19 protein-coding genes and 1 tRNA gene are annotated in these 21012 nt (G+C 67.3%); 11 read left to right on the top strand and 9 right to left on the bottom strand.

Going from position 1 to position 21012, the window contains the following annotated elements:
• Positions 1–246 precede the first annotated feature (246 nt).
• Positions 247–960: an invasion associated locus B family protein gene (locus EYR15_RS00100; RefSeq protein WP_245498070.1), complete on the top strand. Its 714-nt coding sequence runs from the start codon at positions 247–249 to the stop codon at positions 958–960.
• A gap of 100 nt (positions 961–1060) precedes the next feature.
• Here the strand turns inward: EYR15_RS00100 and hspQ are convergent, their stop codons facing one another.
• From hspQ to EYR15_RS00085, 3 genes are all read right to left on the bottom strand, one after another.
• Positions 1061–1399: a heat shock protein HspQ gene (hspQ, locus tag EYR15_RS00095; RefSeq protein ID WP_131000839.1), complete on the bottom strand. Its 339-nt coding sequence runs from the start codon at positions 1397–1399 to the stop codon at positions 1061–1063.
• A gap of 81 nt (positions 1400–1480) precedes the next feature.
• Positions 1481–2521 carry an HpcH/HpaI aldolase/citrate lyase family protein gene (locus EYR15_RS00090; RefSeq protein ID WP_131000837.1) on the bottom strand — a complete coding sequence of 347 codons (1041 nt, stop codon included), beginning with the start codon at positions 2519–2521 and terminating at the stop codon, positions 1481–1483.
• A gap of 100 nt (positions 2522–2621) precedes the next feature.
• Positions 2622–2801 carry a hypothetical protein gene (locus tag EYR15_RS00085; protein WP_131000835.1) on the bottom strand — a complete coding sequence of 60 codons (180 nt, stop codon included), beginning with the start codon at positions 2799–2801 and terminating at the stop codon, positions 2622–2624.
• A 131-nt stretch (positions 2802–2932) separates the two neighbouring features.
• Between EYR15_RS00085 and EYR15_RS00080 the strand changes: the two genes are divergently transcribed.
• Entirely contained in the window at positions 2933–3880 is a 948-nt protein-coding gene (locus EYR15_RS00080; RefSeq protein WP_131000833.1) for an AEC family transporter, read from the top strand.
• A 6-nt stretch (positions 3881–3886) separates the two neighbouring features.
• On the opposite strand, the gene EYR15_RS00075 is transcribed toward EYR15_RS00080, so the two are convergent.
• Positions 3887–5071: a UbiH/UbiF family hydroxylase gene (locus EYR15_RS00075; protein WP_131000831.1), complete on the bottom strand. Its 1185-nt coding sequence runs from the start codon at positions 5069–5071 to the stop codon at positions 3887–3889.
• Between the two features lie 144 nt (positions 5072–5215).
• Here EYR15_RS00075 and EYR15_RS00070 point away from each other — a divergent pair, with 144 nt between their 5' ends.
• The 4 genes from EYR15_RS00070 to EYR15_RS00055 all read left to right on the top strand — a co-directional run bounded on the left by EYR15_RS00070 (position 5216) and on the right by EYR15_RS00055 (position 9341).
• Complete coding sequence (locus EYR15_RS00070) at positions 5216–5989, top strand: TerC family protein (RefSeq protein WP_131000829.1); 774 nt, start codon at positions 5216–5218, stop codon at positions 5987–5989.
• A gap of 58 nt (positions 5990–6047) precedes the next feature.
• Positions 6048–7010, top strand: a complete 963-nt coding sequence (locus EYR15_RS00065) for a hypothetical protein (RefSeq protein WP_131000827.1) — start codon at positions 6048–6050, stop codon at positions 7008–7010.
• Positions 7011–7119: 109 nt separating this feature from the next.
• Positions 7120–8094 (top strand): quinone oxidoreductase family protein, encoded by a 975-nt coding sequence (locus tag EYR15_RS00060; protein ID WP_131000825.1) that lies wholly within the window; start codon positions 7120–7122, stop codon positions 8092–8094.
• Positions 8095–8237: 143 nt separating this feature from the next.
• Positions 8238–9341, top strand: coding sequence for an alkene reductase (locus tag EYR15_RS00055; protein WP_131000823.1), 1104 nt, complete (start codon positions 8238–8240; stop codon positions 9339–9341).
• A gap of 7 nt (positions 9342–9348) precedes the next feature.
• Here the strand turns inward: EYR15_RS00055 and EYR15_RS00050 are convergent, their stop codons facing one another.
• The 4 genes from EYR15_RS00050 to parE form a co-directional block, all read right to left on the bottom strand.
• Positions 9349–10449 carry a GGDEF domain-containing protein gene (locus EYR15_RS00050; protein WP_131000821.1) on the bottom strand — a complete coding sequence of 367 codons (1101 nt, stop codon included), beginning with the start codon at positions 10447–10449 and terminating at the stop codon, positions 9349–9351.
• A gap of 98 nt (positions 10450–10547) precedes the next feature.
• Complete coding sequence (locus tag EYR15_RS00045) at positions 10548–12038, bottom strand: DEAD/DEAH box helicase (RefSeq protein ID WP_131000819.1); 1491 nt, start codon at positions 12036–12038, stop codon at positions 10548–10550.
• A 191-nt stretch (positions 12039–12229) separates the two neighbouring features.
• Complete coding sequence (locus tag EYR15_RS00040) at positions 12230–12724, bottom strand: hypothetical protein (protein WP_131000817.1); 495 nt, start codon at positions 12722–12724, stop codon at positions 12230–12232.
• A 62-nt stretch (positions 12725–12786) separates the two neighbouring features.
• Entirely contained in the window at positions 12787–14826 is a 2040-nt protein-coding gene (gene parE / locus EYR15_RS00035; RefSeq protein ID WP_131000815.1) for a DNA topoisomerase IV subunit B, read from the bottom strand.
• 142 nt (positions 14827–14968) lie between these two features.
• Here parE and EYR15_RS00030 point away from each other — a divergent pair, with 142 nt between their 5' ends.
• A complete protein-coding gene (locus tag EYR15_RS00030; protein WP_131000813.1) occupies positions 14969–15892 on the top strand; it encodes an alpha/beta hydrolase in 924 nt (307 codons plus the stop codon).
• A 140-nt stretch (positions 15893–16032) separates the two neighbouring features.
• Here the strand turns inward: EYR15_RS00030 and mazG are convergent, their stop codons facing one another.
• A complete protein-coding gene (gene mazG, locus EYR15_RS00025) occupies positions 16033–16860 on the bottom strand; it encodes a nucleoside triphosphate pyrophosphohydrolase (protein ID WP_131000811.1) in 828 nt (275 codons plus the stop codon).
• Positions 16861–17025: 165 nt separating this feature from the next.
• Here mazG and EYR15_RS00020 point away from each other — a divergent pair.
• The 4 genes from EYR15_RS00020 to clpX all read left to right on the top strand — a co-directional run bounded on the left by EYR15_RS00020 (position 17026) and on the right by clpX (position 20817).
• A tRNA-Leu gene (locus EYR15_RS00020) sits at positions 17026–17110 on the top strand.
• Positions 17111–17218: 108 nt separating this feature from the next.
• Positions 17219–18601, top strand: a complete 1383-nt coding sequence (tig, locus tag EYR15_RS00015) for a trigger factor (protein WP_131000809.1) — start codon at positions 17219–17221, stop codon at positions 18599–18601.
• Positions 18602–18680: 79 nt separating this feature from the next.
• Entirely contained in the window at positions 18681–19310 is a 630-nt protein-coding gene (gene clpP, locus EYR15_RS00010) for an ATP-dependent Clp endopeptidase proteolytic subunit ClpP (protein ID WP_131001549.1), read from the top strand.
• A 241-nt stretch (positions 19311–19551) separates the two neighbouring features.
• Positions 19552–20817: an ATP-dependent Clp protease ATP-binding subunit ClpX gene (gene clpX / locus EYR15_RS00005; protein WP_131000807.1), complete on the top strand. Its 1266-nt coding sequence runs from the start codon at positions 19552–19554 to the stop codon at positions 20815–20817.
• Positions 20818–21012 lie beyond the last annotated feature (195 nt).

The raw sequence follows: 21012 nt of genomic DNA, 5'->3' as shown, positions 1-21012 counted from the left end.
CCTTTCGCGATTCGCTTTTGGTTAGGAGAAGGTTAACACAACCAGCTCCTCGGAGCCCTGACGGCCCCGCGACGTCGGCCTCGACCAAGGTCTGTCACTCTGTCGCCGCATTTGCTCGACAGACAGCCGGTCTTCGCCTACGCCACGTCGGTCGTCGCCGGCGACCTCATGTTCCGCGCCATCTCACCGGCGCGGAGGCAGCTTAAGGCCAAACCGGTCGTCCCGACCGACAGGAAGGAACGTCGCATGGAACTGGGTAAGTTCGCCCGCCTCGCAGCGCTCGCCGCCGGACTCGGTGCCGTGGCGAGCCCCGCCTACGCACAGGACAAGCCCGCGGCCGCGCCGGCTGACGTTCCGGGTCCCGGCCCGATGTCTGCGACCCCGCCGGCGCCGCCGCAGCCGAACTGGGTCAAGATCTGCAACACCGATCCGAACGCCAAGAAGGAAGTCTGCCTCGTCTCGCGCGACCTGCGCGCCGAGACCGGCCAGACCGTCGCCTCCGTGGCGGTCCGCACCATTACCGGCGAGCCGAAGAAGTTCATCCTTGCGGCCGTGCCTCCCGGGCTGCTGATCCAGCCGGGCGTGCGCGTCGCGGTCGATCAGAACGCGCCCGCGAACGGCAAGTACTCGATCTGCTTCCCGAACGCCTGCTACGCCGAGCTCGAGATCAACGACGCCTTCTTCAAGAACATGCAGAAGGGCAGCAATCTCATCATCCAGGCGATGAACCAGCAGGCCAAGACGCTGAACTTCCCCGTCGGCCTCGGCGGCTTCTCGAAGGCGTTCGAAGGTCCGGCTGCGGACCCGAAGGCGATCGAGGAGTACAAGAAGGAGATGAACGAGGGCATGAACCGCCTCGCCCAGGAGCGCCGCGACAAGCTGCAGGCGCCGGGTTCGGCCGTGCCCCCGAGCGACGGCGGCCCGCAGATGGGCGACCGCGCTCCGGTGAAGGGTCAGTAATCTCGGACTTGGTCGACTGAAACGCCAAACGCCCGGACCGCGAGGTCCGGGCGTTTTTGTTTCTTATCCCTTCGCGCAGAGGAAGGGGATCAAGCCGCCCTCAGTTCACCAGCGTGCGGCGAAAGCGATAGGAGCCGTCGGCCTCACGGTCGAACATCGCGTCGATCTGCGGATGGAGCACCGGTTCGCCGCTTTCGTCATGCACGAGGTTCTGCTCGGAGACGTAAGCGACGTACTGCGAATCCGCGTTCTCGGCGAGCAGGTGGTAGAACGGCTGATCGCGGTCGGGACGCGTCTCGGCGGGGATCGACTCCCACCATTCCTCGGTGTTCGCGAAGCTCGGATCGACGTCGAAGATCACGCCGCGGAAAGGGTGCAGCCGGTGGCGCACCACGTCCCCAAGCGTGAATTTCGCGTCCCTGCGTCGACCCGCGTACATGCCTGATCCATCCGGCCTTTTGGGCGCGCGAGATGATCTGAACCGCGCCCGGCCGTCAATCGGCCGTCACAAACCCGATCGTCACAGGCCGTAGCGCTCGGCGGCTTCCGGCTCGCGCTCCGCGATCTGGCGGGCGAGGTCGACGATGACCTTGGCCTGCTTCCAGGTGGCGTCGTCCTGCATCTTGCCGTCGAGCATCACAGCGCCGGTGCCGTCCGGCATCGCGTCGACGATGCGCTTGGCGAACTTCACCTCCTCGACATCGGGCGAGAACACGGACTTGGCGATCGCGATCTGGCTCGGGTGCAGCGTCCAGGCGCCGACGCAGCCGAGCAGGAAAGCGTTGCGGAACTGGGCCTCGCAGGCCGGTCCGTCCGAGAAGTCGCCGAATGGTCCATAGAATGGCTTGATGCCGTTCGCCGCGCACGCGTCGACCATCTTGGCGATCGTGTAGTGCCAGAGATCCTGCTGGTAGAAGGCGCGGGGCGCGTCGCCCTCCTTGTCGGTGAGGACGCCATAGCCAGGGTGACCGCCGCCGACGCGGGTGGTCTTCATGCGACGCGAGGCGGCGAGGTCAGCGGGGCCGAGACTCATGCCGTGCATGCGGGGGCTCGCCTTCGCGATCTCCTCGACGTTCATGACGCCCTGCGCCGTCTCGAGGATGGCGTGGATCATGATCGGCCGCTCGATCTTGTGACGCGCCTCGAGCTGGGCGAGCAGACGGTCGAGATAATGGACGTCCCACGAGCCTTCGACCTTCGGCAGCATGATGACGTCGAGCTTGTGACCGACGGCGCCGACGATCTCGATCACGTCGTCAAGCGCCCACGGGCTGTCGAGCGCATTCATACGGATCCACAGGCCGGCGGCGCCGAAATGATTGGCCTTGGCCATCTCGATGAAGCCGGAGCGCGCCGCCTCCTTGGCGTCCGCCGGAACGGCGTCTTCGAGATTGCCGAGTACGACGTCGACTTCGGCCGCGAGCTGACCGGCGCGGGCGCGGATCTTCTCCACATGCGGCGGCACGAAGTGGATCATCCGCTCCACCTTCACCGGCGGCTCGCGGAAGGGCGCGGGCGCGCCGAGGGCGAGCGGGCGGTAATAGGCGCTCGGGACGATCATTGCGCTGCCTTCCGGAAGAGATCTGGATGGCGGCGATTAAGGCCGCGGGCCGATGCTGCAGCGCAAGACGCCTTTCGTCGCAAAAGCCCGCGATGCGCGCTCAGGCCGCGCGGTCGACCACGCAGGCCCCGAGCGGGGTCACGTCCCATCCCTCGTTCGACAGCTCGACAAGGCCGATCGTCTCCAGACGCTGCAGAGCGACGTGGTCGACCACCGTGTGTTCGCCGCCTGCAGCAACGAGTTCGAGCGTGAACTGTTCTTCGGGAGCAAGGTCCTTCATGCGCGCCTCCTTTTGGCGATCGCATGCAAAACGGGTCCGTCAGTCCCCGCGTTCCGAGGGGTTGAGACAACAACGCAGTAGGGTTACCCGCAGCTTAACCACCCCCACTCCCGTCCTTCAGGGTTTTCCGCATGGCTCAGGTCGCCGGCCTGACATTCCCATTCTTCGGCCTGATCGGGCTCGGCTATCTCTGCGGAAGACTGATCAGGGCCGACGCCGCCGGCCTCGCCTGGTTCAACCTCTACATCCTCTATGTCGCCGTGCCGGCGCTCTATTTCGTGCTGATCTCGCGCACGCCGTTCGAGGAGCTCGCGAATGTCGGCTTCGTCGCCTCCACCACGACGGCGACGTTCATCGCTTTTCTGGTCGCGTTGGGAATCGGTTGGCTGGCCTCGAAGGGGAACTTGCGCGAGGCGACGATGCAGGGGGTCGCCGGCAGCTACTCCAATGTCGGCTATATGGGCCCGGGCCTGACGCTCGCTGCGATGGGCCCCGCCGCCGCGGCGCCGACCGCGCTGATCTTCGTCTTCGACTGCGCGCTGCTGTTCACGCTCGCGCCCTTCCTGATGTCGCTCGCGGAGCCAGGCGAGCGCCATCTCGGCGCGACTGCGCTGCTGGTCGTGAAGCGCATCGCGCTCCATCCGTTCAACATCGCGACGGTGGTCGGCGGCCTCGCCGCCTATTTTCACTGGCTGCCGCCGGCCCCGGTCATGCAGATGGCGACGCTGCTGTCGGGCTCGGCCGCGCCCTGCGCGCTGTTCGTAATGGGCGTGACAGTGGCGCTACGGCCGCTGAAGCGCGTGCCCGCTGAGCTGCCGGCGCTGCTCGCCGTGAAGCTGCTGCTCCACCCGCTGCTCGCTTGGACGATCCTGCACGCGGTCGGCGGCTTTGATCCGCTCTGGGTCGCGACCGCCGTGCTGATGGCCTCACTGCCGCCGGCCCTCAACGTCTTCATCATCGCGAGCCAGTACGGCGCCTATGTCGAGCGCGCCTCCAGCGTGGTGCTGCTCGGCACGGCGGTCTCGGTTCTGACGGTGACGGGGCTGCTCGCGCTGATCCTGCACGGCGGGATCGGGTAGAGGACTTCAGAACGACGGCGCGCCGGAGAGGCCTTCGCGCATCACTAGACGCCGCAGCGGGCCGACATGGGCCAGCAGGCCCAGCCCCAGACCCCGCGCGATGTGCGCCGGGGCAAAGCTGGTGAGCAGCGATCGGTTCAACAGGTCGGTCGCAGCCGTGCGTGTCAGCACGTCGGCGGCGCGCGCGCGGGCGTAGGCGCGCATCGTGGTCTGGTCGCCCAGGTCGCGACCGGCCGCCAGCGCCTCGGCAATGACGAGACCTGCGCGGGCGGCGTCCCGGACGCCGAGGTTCAGCCCCTGCGCGCCGATCGGCGGCAGGGCATGGCCGGCCTCGCCCACGAGCAGCGTGCGGTTGGCGGCGAAGCGCGTAGCGACCCCGACGGTGATCGGAAACGATCCGACGCGGCTGTCGATCGTCATCGCGCCGAGCAGCCGCCCGCTCTTTTCGGTCGCAGCAGCGCCGAGCGCCTCGCGCGGCAGCGCCAGCAAACGCTCGGCCTCGTCCGGCTTGGCGACCCAGACCACGCTCGAACGGCGGCCGGGGAGCGGGACCAGCGTGAAAGGCCCTTCCTCGGACTGGATCTCCGTCGAGACGCCGTCATGCGGCCGCTCGTGCGCGGTCGAGAAGGCGAGCGCCGTCTGCGCCGGCTTGTGGCTGCGGAAGCCGATGCCCGCCGCATCGCGCAACAACGAGTTCCTGCCGTCTGCGGCGATCGCGAGCGCAGCGTCGATCCTCTCGCCGCTCGCTGCGACGACCGAGACGCCGTCCTCCCGGGGCTCGTAGGAGCGCGCCTCCTCGGCGACGATGCGGACGGCGGGCTCGCGGGCCAGCGCCTGGCCAAGCGCTGCGGTCAGCGCGGCGTTGGCGACGTTCCAACCAAAGGCCTCGACGCCGATCTCGGCGGCGGCGAATGTCACCTCCGGCGCACGGAACAGGCGGCGGCTGCCGTCAGCGATGCGGAGCTTTTGCAACGGCGCCGCGCCGTCGCTGATGGCGCTCCAGATCCCGGCCTTCCGGAGGATCTCGACAGAGCCTTCGAGCAGCGCCGTGGTGCGCGCGTCCTCGCGCGGCGGCGGGGCGATCAGCGTCACGGCCGCGCCGACGCGGGCGACCAGCAGCGCCGCAAGCAGGCCGGCCGGGCCGCCGCCGACGATCGCGACATCGTTGCGTCGATCGGGTCTGGAGTTCATGACGCTGCCTTAGTCTCGTTGTCCGGCGTATGAAAGCCCGCCTGCTGATACGTTCGTGATCGGCCGCGCCCCCGCCGACCGCTTGCGCCGGAAGCGCGCGTGGCTATCTCGCGCCATGACGTAACGACTGGGAACTGAAAAGCGATGCTCGAGGTGTTTTCGACTCCCGAGGCGTGGGCCGCGCTGCTCACGCTGACCGCGATGGAGATCGTCCTCGGCATCGACAACGTCGTCTTCATCTCGGTGCTGGTCGCGAAGCTGCCCGAGGCGCAGGCCAAGCGCGCCCGGCAGATCGGCCTTGGCCTCGCGCTCGGTTTCCGCATCGCGCTGCTGTTCGTGCTGAGCTGGCTGATCGGGCTAAAGGAGCCGGTGTTCTCGCTGTTCGGGCACGGCTTCTCGTGGCGCGACATCATCCTGATCGCCGGCGGCGGCTTCCTGATCGTCAAGGCGACGCTGGAGCTCCACAATTCGATCGAGGGCGCGGAGCACGGCGCCGGCGGCGGCGTGCAGAAGGCCTTCGCCATCATCATCGCCCAGATCATCGTCATCGACCTCGTGTTCTCGGTCGACTCGATCATCACGGCCATCGGCATGGCCGAGGACATCGAGGTCATGATCGTCGCCGTCATCATCGCGGTCGCGGTGATGTACATATCCTCCGGCCCGATCTCCGACTTCGTCGCGAAGCATCCGACCACCAAGGTGCTGGCGCTCGCCTTCCTGCTGCTGATCGGCATGGTGCTGGTCGCCGACGGCTTCGGCTTCCATGTGCCGAAGGGCTACATCTACGCGGCGATGGCGTTCTCGCTCGCGGTCGAGATCCTCAACGTCATCGCGAAGAACAAGAAGCTGAAGCTGAGCGAGGCGGCGGGCGTCGCCGACGCGCCGGAGAAACCGCATCAGCGCGTCACGGGGTGACGGGGGCAGGGCCGCCGCGCTATGAGCGGCCGTCCATCGCTCGGCCCAGGAGACGACCGTGACGACCCTTCTCAGCCGCGGCGCCGCAGGCGCGCTTCTCGCCTGCCTCATCGCCGCTTCCGCTTTCGCCGCGGGGGACGCGCCCGGCGCGGCATGGGTCGAGAACCGCAGCCACCCGACGAGCTGCGCCGAGTTCGACAATGTCTATTACACGCTGACCGGCCAGGATGTCGGGCGCTTCAGCCTTGAGGTCTCGGCGCCGGTCTACCTTCCCGACCTCAAGGTCGACGACACCGCGCCCAACTTCGCCGATTGCGAGGCGATGAAGGACGACCCGAAGAACAAGTTCACGCCCAAGCAGGCGACGCTCTACGACGATGGGCAGACCCGCATCGTCGGCCATACCTACGCTGAATCCTGGCGCCCCCACGGAGCGCAGGTGACGGTCGGCGAGACGTCGGAGAACGACCTCCACCTCGTCCAGCTGTTCGAGAAGATCGACGGCAAGTTCGTCGAATATCTCGTGGTCTATCCCTTCGACGGCTACTGGCGGGCGAAGCCGATTCCCACCGAGAAATTCCCGAACGCGGCCTATGGCACGTCCTTTCTGGTCGGCCCGGTCGAGGAGCAGCATCGCCCCATCGTCGACATGACGACGCTCGCCATCGATCCCAAGCAGCGGACCTTCCGCATGACTTTCGCCAAGGGGGGAAGGGCGGAGCTCAAGGTCGACGTCGCGGACCAGAACAAGATCGCGATGACGGTGACCTTCGCCGACATGCCGAAGACCGAGCCGCAGCTTCCCTTCGCCGCGATCCGGTCCATGTTCGTCACGCCGACCAACGCCGACGCCGCGCGCGTCAACTGGCGGACGGCGACGGGGCTCTACAACGAGCCGATCATGGACTTCAAAGGCGCCGACGCCCGGGAAGTCCGGTTCGATCGCATCGAGCTCTCGAAGCACAACACCAGCGCGCCTGACGTGACCTTCAAGAACTTCGGGCCGGCGCTGCGGCCCTGAGGAGCCCAGGCCGGTCGTCGCGCCGAAAAGCCGCGCCAACGGGCGTCTCGAAGCATGCATGCCGACGCCCCAGATAGGTCTCCGGACCAATGCACGAGGAGCGAGCCGCATGGCCAAGGCGATCCGGATCCACCAGACCGGCGGGGTTGACGCCCTCAAGTTCGAGGACGTCGACATCCCAGCGCCGGCCAAGGGCGAGGCGGCGATCAGGCACACGGCGATCGGCGTCAACTTCATCGACGTCTACCACCGCACCGGCCTTTATCCGCAGGCGACGCCCTTCACGCTGGGCTCCGAAGGCGCCGGCGTCGTCACGGCAGTCGGCGAGGCCGTGACGGACGTGGCCGTCGGCGACCGCGTGGCCTATGCGGGCGGTCCGCTCGGCGCCTACGCCACCGAACGCGTGATTCCGGCCGACAAGCTCGTGAAGATCCCCGCAGGCGTCTCCGACGAGATCGCCGCGGCCGCGATGCTGAAGGGCATGACGGCGCAGTATCTGCTGCGGCGCACGTTCAAGGTCGGGCCGGAGCACACGATCCTGTTTCACGCGGCGGCGGGCGGCGTCGGGCAGATCGCCTGCCAGTGGGCCGCCCATCTCGGCGCGACAGTGATCGGCACCGCCGGCGGTCCGGAGAAGGTCGCGCTCGCGAAGACCAAGGGCTGCTCCCACGTGATCGATTATCGGAGCGAGGATTTCGTCGCGAAGGTTCGCGAGATCACCGAGGGAAAAGGCGTCGACGTCGTCTATGACAGCGTCGGCAAGGACGCCTTCCCCGGCTCGCTGGACTGCCTGAAGCCGCGCGGCCTTTGGGCCAGCTTCGGCCAATCCTCCGGCGTCGTGCCGGACTTTTCGATTGGCCTGCTGAGCCAGAAGGGCTCGCTCTACGCGACCCGCGCCGGCCTGCCTCATTACACTGCGACACGGCCCGAACTCCTCGCGACCGCGGAGGACCTGTTCGACGTCATCGCTTCCGGGGCGGTGATCATCGACATTGGCCGCCGCGTGCCGCTCAGCCAAGCCGCCGAGGCTCACAAGGCGCTCGAAGGGCGCGAGACGACGGGCTCGACAATCCTGCTGCCGTAACGGCCGGAACGGCCTTCCCGCGCAAGCGCGCCTTGCGTCGGGAGGGCGTCGCGCCGGGTTTGCAGCGCAACAAGGGAACCCTATCTCCGGCTGCGACGCGCCGGCTCCATGCCGGCTCCTGCAACGCCCGGAGATCGCTTCTCATGTCTGACGTCGACGCCCTGTTCTCGCCGCTGAAAGTCGGCGCCCTCGACCTCAAGAACCGCGTCGTCATGGCGCCGCTGACCCGCTCGCGCGCCGACCACAAGACGCTCGCACAAGGGCCGATGAACGCGGAATATTACGGGCAACGCGCGTCAGCCGGCCTGATCATCGCCGAAGCCACGCAGATCATGCCCGAGGGGCAGGGTTACGCCTGGACGCCCGGCATCTACTCCGACGAGCAGATCGCGGGCTGGAAGCTCGTCACCGACGCCGTCCACGCGAAGGGCGGCAAGATCGTGCTGCAGCTCTGGCACGTCGGGCGCATCTCGCATCCCGATCTGCAGCCGGGCAACGTCCTTCCCGTCGCGCCGTCCGCGATCAAGCCCGAGGGGATGGCGTTCACGGAGTCCGGCTTCAAGCCGCACGTAACGCCTCGCGCGCTGGAGACCGACGAGATTCCCGGTATCGTCGCGCAATATGGCGTCGCCGCGAAGAACGCCGTCGCGGCCGGGTTCGACGGCGTCGAGGTCCATGCCGCGAACGGCTACCTGCTCGACCAGTTCCTGCGCGACAAGACGAACAAGCGCACGGACCGTTACGGCGGCTCGATCGAGAACCGGGCGCGCTTCCTGATCGAGGCGACCGGGGCGGCCGCCAATGCGATCGGCGCGGATCGCGTCGGCATTCGCCTGTCTCCGCTCAGCCCCTTCAACGACATCTCGGACTCGAACCCCGAGCCGCTCTTCACCTATGCGGTCGAGCAGCTTTCAGGTCTCGGCGCGGCCTATATCCACGTGATCGAGGGTGAGACGCAGGGTTCGCGCGCGCCCGAAGGCGGCTTCGATCTCGCCGTCCTGCGGCAGGCCTTCAAGGGCGCCTTCATCGGAAACAACAATTACGATCCGGCGCTAGCTGCCGAGCGCGTTGCGTCCGGCGCGGTCGACCTCGTCGCCTTCGGGCGGCCGTTCATCGCTAACCCCGATCTCGTCGAGCGGATGCGCGCCGGCCAGCCGCTCGCCACGCCGAACAAGGACACGTTCTACGGCGGGGCGGAGGCCGGCTACACCGACTATCCGCGCTACGAGGAAGCGGAAGCGGCCTGAGTTCGGCTCAGGCGACCTGGACGTCGCCGTCGCCGCCGTCAGGGGCGAACCTGCGGCCGGAATCCTCGATCATCCGGGAATCGTCCTCGGAGACCACGACGTTCCGGCCGCTACGCTTCGCCATGTACATGCAGCGGTCGGCGCGATCGAGGATCGTCTGAGCGCTGTCGCCACGCCGCCAGGTCGCGACGCCGATCGAAACGGTGACGCGACCGAGATGCTCGCCGGTGGACCGTTTGACGAGATCCTTGGTCATGACGGCGCGGCGCACGCGCTCCGCCACCGCCGTCGCCCCGCCGAGAGCGGTGTCGGGCAGCATGATCGCGAACTCCTCGCCGCCGAAACGAGCGGCGAGGTCCTGACCCTTGACGTTCTGCTTCAGGGCCATCGCGACGAGTCGTAGGACCTGATCGCCGGTCAGATGGCCGTAGCGGTCGTTGAACGTCTTGAAATGGTCGATGTCGATGACGAGCAGCGAGAAACGCTGGCCGTTCAGCGCGTCGTTCAACGCCTGCTCGAGCGTGCCCTGCAGGAACTTGCGGTTGGCGAGGCCGGTCAGGGGATCGGTCAGCGATTCCGCGCGGATGATCTCCAGCATGCTCTGGAGTTCGTGCATCTCGTGATGCGACGAGAGCAGCTGCTCCTCGAGCACCCGCGTGCGCTCGGCCATGGCGCTCGTCGCGTCGATCAGCTTGAGCGCGATCGACTTGAGTTCGAGGCCGCCCTCGCCGAGCGCGTCGGCTTCGCCCGCGAGGCGCTGGATCGTCTCGGTGTAATGCACGCTCGAACCGTGCGCCGTCTTCAGGACGACGGCGACCTCGGCGAGCTCCGCCATGATCCGCGCGCCGACGTGGTCCACGCGCTCCGAGAGGCGCAGCGGCGACAGATAGGTCTCATAAAGGAGGTCGAGGTCCGGCTCGGACAGCACGCTGTCGCGCTGGAGCGCCTCGTTCACCGCGCGGTTGAGGGCCTGATTGTAGCCCGTGGCGTAGGTGTACCAGAACTCGTAGTTCCGGGGGTAAGCGGGATGCCGGTGCGCCTTGATGCGCTCTAGGGCGGCGCTGCAAAAAGCCATCGTGCGACTGAAATCGCTTGAAGAGCCCGTCATCGCCTTTCGCCCCCCGGCGAGCGACGGGACTCATCGTCCTCGCCTCATAGCCGTAAGTTGCGTCTTCTTGGTAAAGGTCGCGTTAAAAGGGTATTCGGCTAACCGGCCCTGACCGGCCTGAGCAGAAAGGCCGGCACGTGGTCGCCCAAGCCGACCACCTTGTCGTCAGGAGACTGAGCGGCCGGACGGCGGTCGGCGGGACGGCGTTCGTCCTGCCTGGGGGCGGGACGGCGCTCATCCGGCCTCGAGGCTGCGTGCGGCGCGCGCTCCCGAGTCGGGGCGGGAGGCGCCGCGACGGCGGCGGGGATCTCGGCGACGGGCGTCGGCGCAGTCTCCTCCGGAGCCGTGGAGCGGCCCTTCGACCGGCGAGGCCCGCGGGCGGGCGCGGCCGGCTCCTTCGCAGCGCCGCTCTTGCCGCCGCGCGAACGGCCGCGGGGACGCGCCTCGGAAAGCGCTTCCGCATCGAGCGGAGCGCCGGCCCAGGTGATCGCGGACTTCTGCAGGGTCTCGATCGCGGAGAGGTTCTTGCTGTCGGACGGCGCGACTAGAGTGAGGGCGACGCCGGTCAGTCCGGCGCGGCCGGTGCGGCCGATGCGGTGGACGTAGTCTTCCGCGTGAATCGGCACATCGTAGTTCACGACATGGCTCACAGCCGGGATGTCGAGGCCGCGGGCCGCGACGTCGCTCGCCACCAGCAGGTCGACCTCGCCGGTCTTGAAGCTGTCGAGAGCCGCCATGCGGGCGCGCTGGTCCATGTCGCCATGAAGCGCGGCGACCTTGAAGCCGTGCTTCTCCAGCGATTTGTGAACCACCGCGATGTCGCGTTTGCGGTTGCAGAACACGATCGCGTTCTTGAAGTCCTTGGCGTCCTGGATGACGCGGCGAAGCACGTCGCGCTTTTCGGACGCGTCGTCGCTGGTCGCGACCAGAAGCTGGGTGATCGCCGCGTTTGTGGAGGACGCGCGCTGGACCTCGATGCGCTCCGGGTTCTTCAGGAACTGCTGGGTGAGGCGCGTGATCTCCGGCGGCATCGTGGCCGAGAAGAACAGCGTCTGGCGCTTCGGTGGGATGAGCTTGCAGATGCGCTCGATGTCCGGGATGAAGCCCATGTCGAGCATCCGGTCGGCCTCGTCGATCACGAGGATCTCGATGCCGGTGAGCAGCAGCCGGCCGCGCTCGAAATGGTCGAGCAGGCGGCCCGGAGTGGCGATCAGAACGTCGACGCCGCGGGTCAGCTTGGCGTCCTGATCGCCGAAGGACACGCCGCCGATCAGCAGCGCGACCGAAAGCTTGTGGTTCACGCCGTACTTGACGAAGCTTTCCTCGACCTGCGCCGCGAGCTCGCGCGTCGGCTCGAGGATCAACGTCCGCGGCATGCGCGCCCGTGCGCGGCCCTGCTCGAGGCGGGTCAGCATCGGCAGCGTGAAGGACGCGGTCTTGCCCGTGCCGGTCTGGGCGATGCCGAGCACATCCCGCTTGTCGAGCACGTGCGGGATCGCCGCCGCCTGGATCGGCGTCGGCTGCGTGTATCCGGAGGCCTCGACGGCGGCCAGCACCTTCGGACTCAGTCCAAGTTCGGAAAAGCTCATGTCGTCCTTGGGTTCGTGGCGGGCGGCCGTCCGCGTCGGACTGAGCCGTCACCCGCAGGGCGCGAGGCGACGAGCGTCGCCAGGGCCAGGGAACTCCGTGGGAAATGAGGCTTTAGCCGCAGTTTGTCAATCGCGCGGCCGGGCGGCGCAGCCATTCCAGAACCGGAGAGACCCTCCGAGAGGTAGCGGGTTCAGTTGGTGGCGGGGCCGAAACGCACGTCGCCCGGCGCGCCGAGCACCATCACCCAGGTGTCGCGCATCCCGTCTTTGTCCGGCTCCGTGTCGAGGAAGACGGTGACGCCCTCGTCTCCCGGCTCCGCCCGGATGTCGCCGAAGGTCAGCTTGGCGGCTTCTTCGTCGACAACCTCCTTGGTCGCGACGACATGGCCGTCATCCCCCGCGATCCACTGGGCGTAAAGACGCTGCTTGCCCGCGTCGAGCACCCCAATGACCCGCGAAAAGCCTTTGCCGGAATCGCTTTGCCAGTCTCCCGCGCGGCGGACCGCGAATACCGAGGATGGCACGCCTGATGTCGCGTCCTCCGCCCGCGAGGGCGGCGTCGAGACGTCGGGCTTGATCGGGCCCGGATCGATCTTGTCGGGCGGAGTGGTCTCGGACGGCGCCTGCGCGAAGGCGGGCAAGGCGAGAAGCGACAGGGCGAGGATCAGACTGCTGCGACGTCGCATGAGCGGCTCCGATGCGTTGCGCATCGCCGCGATATAGAGCCGACGCCTGAGAAGGCGAAGGCTCACACGTCGATCAGGTCGCCCGCGAACGCCGCGTTCTCCTGGATGAAGCGGAAGCGCGCTTCGGGCTTCACGCCCATCAACCGGTCGACCGCGTCGCGCGTGCCCTCAGCCTCCGCCTCCAGAACGCCAACACGCAGCAGCGTGCGCTTGGCTGGCGCCATGGTGGTGTCGCGCAGCTGCGCCGGCATCATCTCGCCAAGGCCCTTGAAGCGGCCGATGTCGGCTTTCTTGCCCTTGAACTTCTTCGCCAGCAGCTCGTCCTTGTGCGCGTCGTCGCGGGCATAGACGGTCTCCGCCCCGACCGTGATGCGGTAGAGCGGCGGCACGGCGAGGAAGAGGTGCCCGTTGCGGATCAGCTCCGGCAGCTCGCGGAAGAAGAACGTCATCAGCAATGAGGCGATATGCGCGCCGTCGACGTCGGCGTCGGTCATCACGATCACACGGTCGTAGCGGAGGTCGGCTTCCGAGTAGCGCGCCCGCGTCCCGCAGCCGAGCGCCAGCATGAGATCGGCGAGCTGCTGGTTCTGGGCGAGCTTGTCGCCGCTCGCGCTCGCGACGTTCAGAATCTTGCCCCGCAAGGGCAGCACCGCCTGCGTCGCGCGATCGCGCGCCTGCTTGGCTGATCCGCCGGCCGAGTCGCCCTCGACGATGAAGAGCTCGGAGCCCTTCGAGCCGGCCTGGCTGCAATCGGCGAGCTTGCCCGGCAGCCGAAGCTTGCGGGTCGCCGTCTTGCGGGCGACGTCCTTCTCCGCGCGGCGGCGCAGCCGGTCTTCGGCGCGCAGCACGACGACTTCGAGCAGCTTGTTGGCCTGCTGGGGTGAAGCCGCCAGCCAGTGGTCGAACGCGTCCTTCACCGCCTGTTCGACGATGCGCGAGGCTTCCGCCGTCGCCAGCCGCTCCTTGGTCTGGCCCTGGAACTCCGGCTCGCGGATGAAGGCGGAGAGCATCGCCGCCGCGCCGGACATCACGTCGTCGCCGGTCATGATCGCGGCGCGCTTATTGCTGACGCGCTCGGCGTAGTCCTTCAGCCCGCGCAGCAGCGCGACCCTGAGGCCTTGCTCGTGGGTGCCGCCCTCAGGCGTCGGGATCGTGTTGCAGTAGGAGCGGGTGAAGCCGTCGTCATTGTCGTCAGTCCAGGCGATCGCCCATTCGACCGAGCCATGGCCGCCGGCTTTCTTGTGCGACCCCGCGAAAATCTCCGCGGCTAATTCGCGGCCCGAAACGTTCGCCGACAGATAGTCTTTGAGCCCGCCGGGGAAGTGCAGAGTGGCCCGCTCGGGCGCGTCCTCGGAGGCGATCTCGGCGGCGCAGCTCCAGCGGATTTCGACGCCGGAGAACAGGTAGGCCTTGGAGCGCGCCATCGCGAACAGGCGCGCGGGCTTGAGCCGGGCGCCGGCGCCGAAGATCTGGTCGTCCGGCAGGAAGCGAACCTTGGTGCCGCGCCGGTTGTGCACCGGCCCGACCTCTTCGAGCGGCCCCAGCGGATGCCCCCGCGAAAACGCCTGACGGTAGAGCTTCTGGTTGCGCGCGACCTCGACTTCCAGCCGTTCGGACAACGCATTGACCACCGAGACGCCGACGCCGTGCAGGCCGCCGGAGGTCTCGTAGACCTTCGAATCGAACTTCCCGCCTGAATGCAGCGTGGTCATGATGACCTCGAGCGCGGACTTGCCCGGAAATTTCGGGTGCGGGTCGATCGGCACGCCGCGGCCGTTATCGGTGACGACCACCGAGCCGTCGGCGAGCGCGTCGACGGCGATGAAGGTCGCGTGGCCCGCGACCGCTTCGTCCATCGCGTTGTCGATGACCTCGGCGAAGAGGTGGTGCAGCGCCTTCTCGTCGGTTCCGCCGATATACATGCCCGGCCGCCGGCGGACCGGCTCCAGCCCTTCGAGCACCTCGATGTCGGCCGCGGTGTACCCGGCCTCCGGCGTCGCGGGCGCAAGCCGGGGCTCGGCCGCCCGTCTGCGGGGCTGCTCCGGCGTCAGACCGTCCAGAAAACCGACGGTCACTTCGGGCTTGGCTTCGGGTTTGGCCATAGAGCTTTCAGTCTGTCGTGATTCGGCCGACATGAGATCGACGTCATTCTTGCATATGCGAACCCGCCTTGCGGCGTTGCGAAGACGCTACAGGCGGCCCGCTCTCTCGCGTGGCCGAAGATGACGATCGGAAACGGCGATCATGAACCTCGGAATCGACGCCGGCGCGAGCGCGCAGGCGATGCTGCTGCGCCTCTTCATGCGCCATGCGGTGAAGGCGCGCGTCCACGCCAAGCCGGACATCCCCAAGATTCGTCGCTCGATGGAGCGCGTCGCGCGATTCGCGCCGGACAAGCCGCGCGGCGTCGCCGTCCGCAAGGACGTCATCGCAGGCGTGGACGTGGAGTGGAGCGCGCCGACCGGCCTCACGACCGAACGCCACGTGCTCTACCTCCATGGCGGCGCATTCGTCTCCGGTTCGCCGCGCACCCATCGGGGTATCGTCGGCAGGATCGCCCGCGGCGCCGGAGCGCGGATCGTGACGCCGGACTACCGTCTCGCGCCCGAGCATCCATTCCCGGCGGGACTGGAGGACGCGACGGCCGTCTACCGCGCAATGATCGAATCCGGCGTGCGCCCGGATCGTCTGGCCGTCGCGGGCGATTCCGCGGGCGGAAACCTCGTCTTCGCGCTGCTTCTGAAGCTGAAGCAGGAAGACCTCCCGATGCCGGCCGCGGCCGTCGCGATGTCGCCCTTCGTGGACATGACGGGGAGCGGCGAGAGCATGAAGACCAACGCCGAGCTCGATCCGCTGCTCCATATCGACGGCCTGCCCTCGGTCGTCGGCGCCTATGCCGAGGGCCGCGATCTCCGCGACCCGCTGCTCTCGCCGCTGTTCGGCGACCTTGCCGGCCTGCCGCCTTGTTTCATCCAGTGCGGCAGCGACGAGATCCTCCTCGACGACGCCGTGCGGATGAAGGCTGCGCTGGAGGCGGTTGGCGTCACGGTCGAGCTCGAGGTCTGGAACCGCATGCCGCACGTCTGGCAGGCGTTCGCGCGGCTGATCCCCGAGGCGTCGGTCGCGATTGAGCGGATCGCGCGGTTTTTGGCGGCGCGTCTGGGGTGAGGGGTGGGACGGCTCTGCGTGCTTCAAGACGCGCCTTTGGCGCTCCTCAGCATGAGGACGGTTGAGCAACCCAAACGCTCCTCATGCTGCGGCACCCGCATTGCGGGCGTCTCGAAGCACGTAGGACGTTGCCGAGCACGTCACTCCGCCGCCCGACGCTCCGCCGCCTTCGCCTCGTTCCACAACCCGTCCATCTCTTCGAGGTCGCTGTCAGCTGGCGTTTTCCCCTGCGAGCGCAGCGCCTGCTCGATGAACCTGAAGCGGCGCTCGAACTTGGCGTTCGACCGCCTGATCGCGGCCTCAGGGTCGACGCCTACATGGCGTGCGAGGTTCGCCACCGCGCAGAGCAGATCGCCGATCTCGTCCTCGATCTTGTCGCGATCGCCGCTCTCCACGGCTTCGGCGACCTCGTCGGTCTCCTCGCGGATCTTTCCGACGACGAGCGCCACGTCGTCCCAGTCGAAGCCGACGGTCGCCGCCTTCTCCTGCAGTTTGATGGCTCGCGTCAGGCCGGGGAGGGCGGGCGTGATCCCGTCGAGCAGGCTTTTGGGCGCGTCCGCTGGAAGCCCGCGGGCCGCGGCGCGCTCGGCCTTCTCCTGCGCCTTGATCGCTCCCCACAGAGCCTTGACCTCGTCCGGCCCGAGATCGCGGGCCTCGCCGAAGATGTGAGGGTGGCGGCGTATCAGCTTGGCGTTGATCGCCTCGACCACGTCCGGAAACGCGAAGGCGCCCTGCTCCTCCGCCATGCGGGCGTGGAACACGACCTGCAGTAGGAGATCGCCGAGTTCTTCCCTGAGGTCGACAAGGTCGCCGCGGGCGATCGCGTCCGCGACCTCATAGGCCTCCTCGATGGTGAAGGGCGCGATCGAGGCGAAGGTCTGCTCGAGGTCCCATGGGCAGCCGGTCACCGGCGTGCGGAGGGCGGCCATGATCTCGATCAGGCGAGCGATGTCGGATGAGGGCGTCATGGGCGGAGGTGGCCTTGAGGGCGGAGGAGGGTCAAGCGCTGTTATCCCTCTCAGGCGCAAGGAGGGATAAAGGCTCCCGCACTTTTTTCGTGCGACATGCGGTCGTCATGGTATAGACGCCGCGCGTTTCACCGGGCTTGCCTTGGTGGAGCGCGTGCGCCCGGCGCGGGCGTGGTGGAACTGGTAGACACGCGGGATTTAGGTTCCCGTGGCGCAAGCCGTGGGGGTTCGAGCCCCTCCGCCCGCACCAGGCCAGACCCCGACGCCATCCATTTTCCGCTCGGAACGCGGGCGTGCGTTCTCTCCGATGGAGAACGCTGCGGCCGCGAGAGATTCGAACAGCTAAGAGATCGACGCCATGCAGGTGACGCAGACCCTCGACGAAGGGCTCAAGCGCGAGTTCAAGATCGTCGTTCCCGCGGCGGATCTCGAGAGCCGGCTGGTGGAGCGGCTGAACACGCTCAAGGACCGCGTCAACATCAACGGCTTCCGCAAGGGCAAGGTGCCGCTCGCGCACCTCAAGAAGCTCTATGGCCGCTCCGTGATGGCCGAAGTGGTCGAGCAGGTGGTGGCGGACGCCAACCGCAAGATCGTCGACGAGAACGGCCTGAAGCTCGCGATGCAGCCGCGCGTAAAAGTGACGGCCGAGGACGAGGCGGACGAGGAGAAGGCTGTCGAGGGCGTCATCGCCGGCAAGCACGACCTCGCGCTCTCGGTCGCGATGGAGATCCTGCCGAAGGTCGAGCTCAAGGACCTGTCGGACCTCAAGATCGAGAAGCTGGTCACCGAGGTCTCCGACCAGGAGGTCGACGAGGCCGTTGAACGCGTCGCCAAGCAGAACCGCGGCTTTTCGGCGAAGGCCGAGGGCGAGGCGGCGTCCGACGGCGACCGCGTCACCATCGACTTCCTCGGAAAGATCGACGGCGAGCCCTTCGAGGGCGGCGCGGCCGAGGACCAGCCGCTGGAGCTCGGCTCCAACACCTTCATCCCCGGCTTCGAAGAGCAGCTTGTCGGCGTGAAGGTCGGCGACGAGAAGACCATTACCGTGAAGTTCCCCGATGAATATCAGGCGCCGCATCTCGCGGGGAAGGAAGCGGCCTTCGACATCACCGTGAAGGGCGTCGAGACGCCCGAAGACCTCAAGGTCGACGACGCGCTCGCCCGCAGCCTGGGGATGGCCGACCTGCCGGCGCTGAAGAACGCCGCGCGCGAGCAGATCACCAAGGAATACGACCGCGTCTCGCGCCAGAAGGTGAAGCGCCAGGTGCTCGACGCGCTCGACGCCCAATACGCTTTCGACCTGCCGCCGACGCTCGTCGAGCAGGAGTTCGAGAACGTGTGGCGCCAGGTCCAGGGCGACCTCGCCCAGTCCGGTAAGACGTTCGATTCGGAAGGCACGACTGAGGACGCCGCCAAGGCCGACTACCGCAAGATCGCCGAGCGCCGCGTGCGGCTCGGCCTCGTCCTTGCGGAGTTCGGCGACAAGCACGAAGTGAAGATCTCCGAGGATGAGGTCCGCGACGCGCTGATGGAGCGTGCGCGCCAGTTCCCGGGGCAGGAGCGTCAGGTCTGGGAGTACTACTCCAAGACCCCTGAGGCTCTGGCCGAGCTCCGCGCGCCGATCTTCGAGGAGAAGGTCGTCGACCAGATCCTCGCCGGCGCGAGCGTCACCGAGCGTTCGGTGCCCAAGGAGGAGCTGCTTGCGCGCGAGGACGAGGAGGACGACAAATCCTCTTCGTGAGAACGGGATTCGGGCGGGCGGCGCGCCACGGCGTCGCCGCCTCTAATGCTCACGTGAAGGGATGAACGCGATGCGCGACATGTACGACCAGGCGACGAACTTCCTCATCCCGATGGTCATCGAGCAGACCAACCGCGGCGAGCGCTCGTTCGACATTTATTCGCGGCTCCTCAAGGAGCGAATCATCTTCCTGTCCGGCCCGGTGCAGGACGACATGGCGTCGGTGATCTGCGCGCAGCTGCTCTTCCTCGAGTCGGAGAACCCGAAGAAGGAGATCTCGCTCTACATCAACTCGCCGGGAGGCGTGGTGACGTCGGGCCTCGCGATCTACGACACTATGCAGTACATCCGCCCGCCGGTGGCGACGCTCTGCATGGGCCAGGCCGCCTCGATGGGCTCGCTGCTGCTGACCGCCGGCGAGAAGGGCATGCGCCACGCTCTGCCGAACGCGCGCATCATGGTCCACCAGCCCTCCGGCGGCTTCCAGGGCCAGGCCTCCGACATCGAGCGCCACGCCGAGGACATCGGCAAGATCAAGCGACGCCTGAACGAGATCTACGTCAGGCACTGCGGCCGCTCCTACGAGGAGATCGACCGCACGCTCGACCGCGACACCTTCATGTCGGCCGAGGTCGCCAAGGAGTTCGGCCTGATCGATCAGGTGATCGAGAAGCGCCCGGGCGACGAGGGCGAGCAGAAGGCCGCGTGACGCGAACCTTCACTCGGGCGACGATTACGTGACGAAAAGGTCGCGAATCGCGGAGCGGCGGCGATACGCCGCTCCCGGGCTGTTGCTGCGGACGCACAATTGCCTATCATCGACCAGAGGCGTTGCGTCGGCAGCGCCGCGTGCCCACCTGACGGCGCCGATTGGTTAACGACCAGCGGCTTAAGACGCTACGGTGGAGCGACGCGATCGTGCGGCGCTTCGACCCGAAAGGGATAGTGAGATGACCAGCAAGGGCGGCGGCGACGCCAAGAACACCCTGTACTGCTCCTTCTGCGGCAAGAGCCAGCATGAGGTGCGCAAGCTCATCGCCGGGCCGACGGTGTTCATCTGCGACGAATGCGTCGAGCTGTGCATGGACATCATCCGCGAGGAGAACAAATCCTCGCTGGTCAAATCGCGCGACGGGATCCCGACGCCGAAGGAGATTCGCAAGGTCCTCGACGACTATGTCATCGGGCAGGACCACGCGAAGAAGGTTCTCTCGGTCGCGGTCCACAACCACTACAAGCGGTTGAACCACGCGACCAAGCACAACGACGTCGAGCTCGCGAAGTCGAACATTCTGCTGATCGGCCCGACCGGTTGCGGCAAGACGCTGCTCGCGCAGACGCTCGCCCGCATCCTCGACGTGCCGTTCACGATGGCCGACGCCACGACGCTGACCGAGGCCGGCTATGTCGGCGAGGACGTCGAGAACATCATCCTCAAGCTGCTCCAGTCCGCCGACTACAATGTCGAGCGGGCGCAGCGCGGCATCGTCTACATCGACGAGATCGACAAGATCAGCCGCAAGTCGGACAACCCTTCGATCACGCGCGACGTGTCGGGCGAGGGCGTCCAGCAGGCGCTGCTGAAGATCATGGAAGGCACGGTCGCCTCCGTGCCGCCGCAGGGCGGCAGGAAGCATCCGCAGCAGGAGTTCCTGCAGGTCGACACGACGAACATCCTGTTCATCTGCGGCGGCGCCTTTGCGGGCCTCGACAAGATCATCAGCCAGAAGGGGCAGGGCACTTCGATTGGCTTCGGCGCCAAGGTGAAGTCGCCGGACGAGCGCCGGACGGGTGAGCTGTTCCGCCAGGTCGAGCCCGAGGATCTGCTGCGCTTCGGCCTGATCCCGGAGTTCGTCGGTCGTCTGCCGGTGCTGGCGACGCTCGAGGATCTCGACGAGGCGGCGTTGAAGACGATCCTGACCGAGCCGAAGAACGCGCTGGTGAAGCAGTATCAGCGGCTGTTCGAGATGGAGAACGTCGAGCTCTCCTTCAATGAGGAGGCGCTCTCGGCGATCTCTAAGAAGGCGATCGAGCGCAAGACCGGCGCCCGCGGCCTTCGCTCGATCATGGAGCAGATCCTGCTCGACACGATGTTCGACCTGCCCGGGCTCGAAGGCGTCGAGCAGGTGGTGATCTCCGGCGACGTAGCCGATGGCAAGGGCCGTCCGCTCTACATCTACGCCGACCGCGCGAGCGAGGCGGGCGTCAGCGCCTGACGTCGCTTACCGGCTGTGATCGAAACGCCCGCGGCGAAAGCCGCGGGCGTTTTTCGTTTTTGGCCTCAGCGATTCAAATGTCTTCGTTATGGCCAGCCTGTCATCCCGGCCGAGGCGGCAGCCGAGAGCCGGGATCGTCTTCAGGATGAAGCGCCCCTTTTTGACGACGATCCCGGCTCGGCCTGACGGCCGTCC

The sequence above is a fragment of the Hansschlegelia quercus genome (assembly GCF_004310425.1).
Taxonomy (GTDB): Bacteria; Pseudomonadota; Alphaproteobacteria; order Rhizobiales; family Methylopilaceae; genus Methylopila; species Methylopila quercus.
The sequence above is the reverse complement of the archived record's forward strand: the minus strand, read 5'-3'. Positions and strand labels throughout refer to the sequence as shown.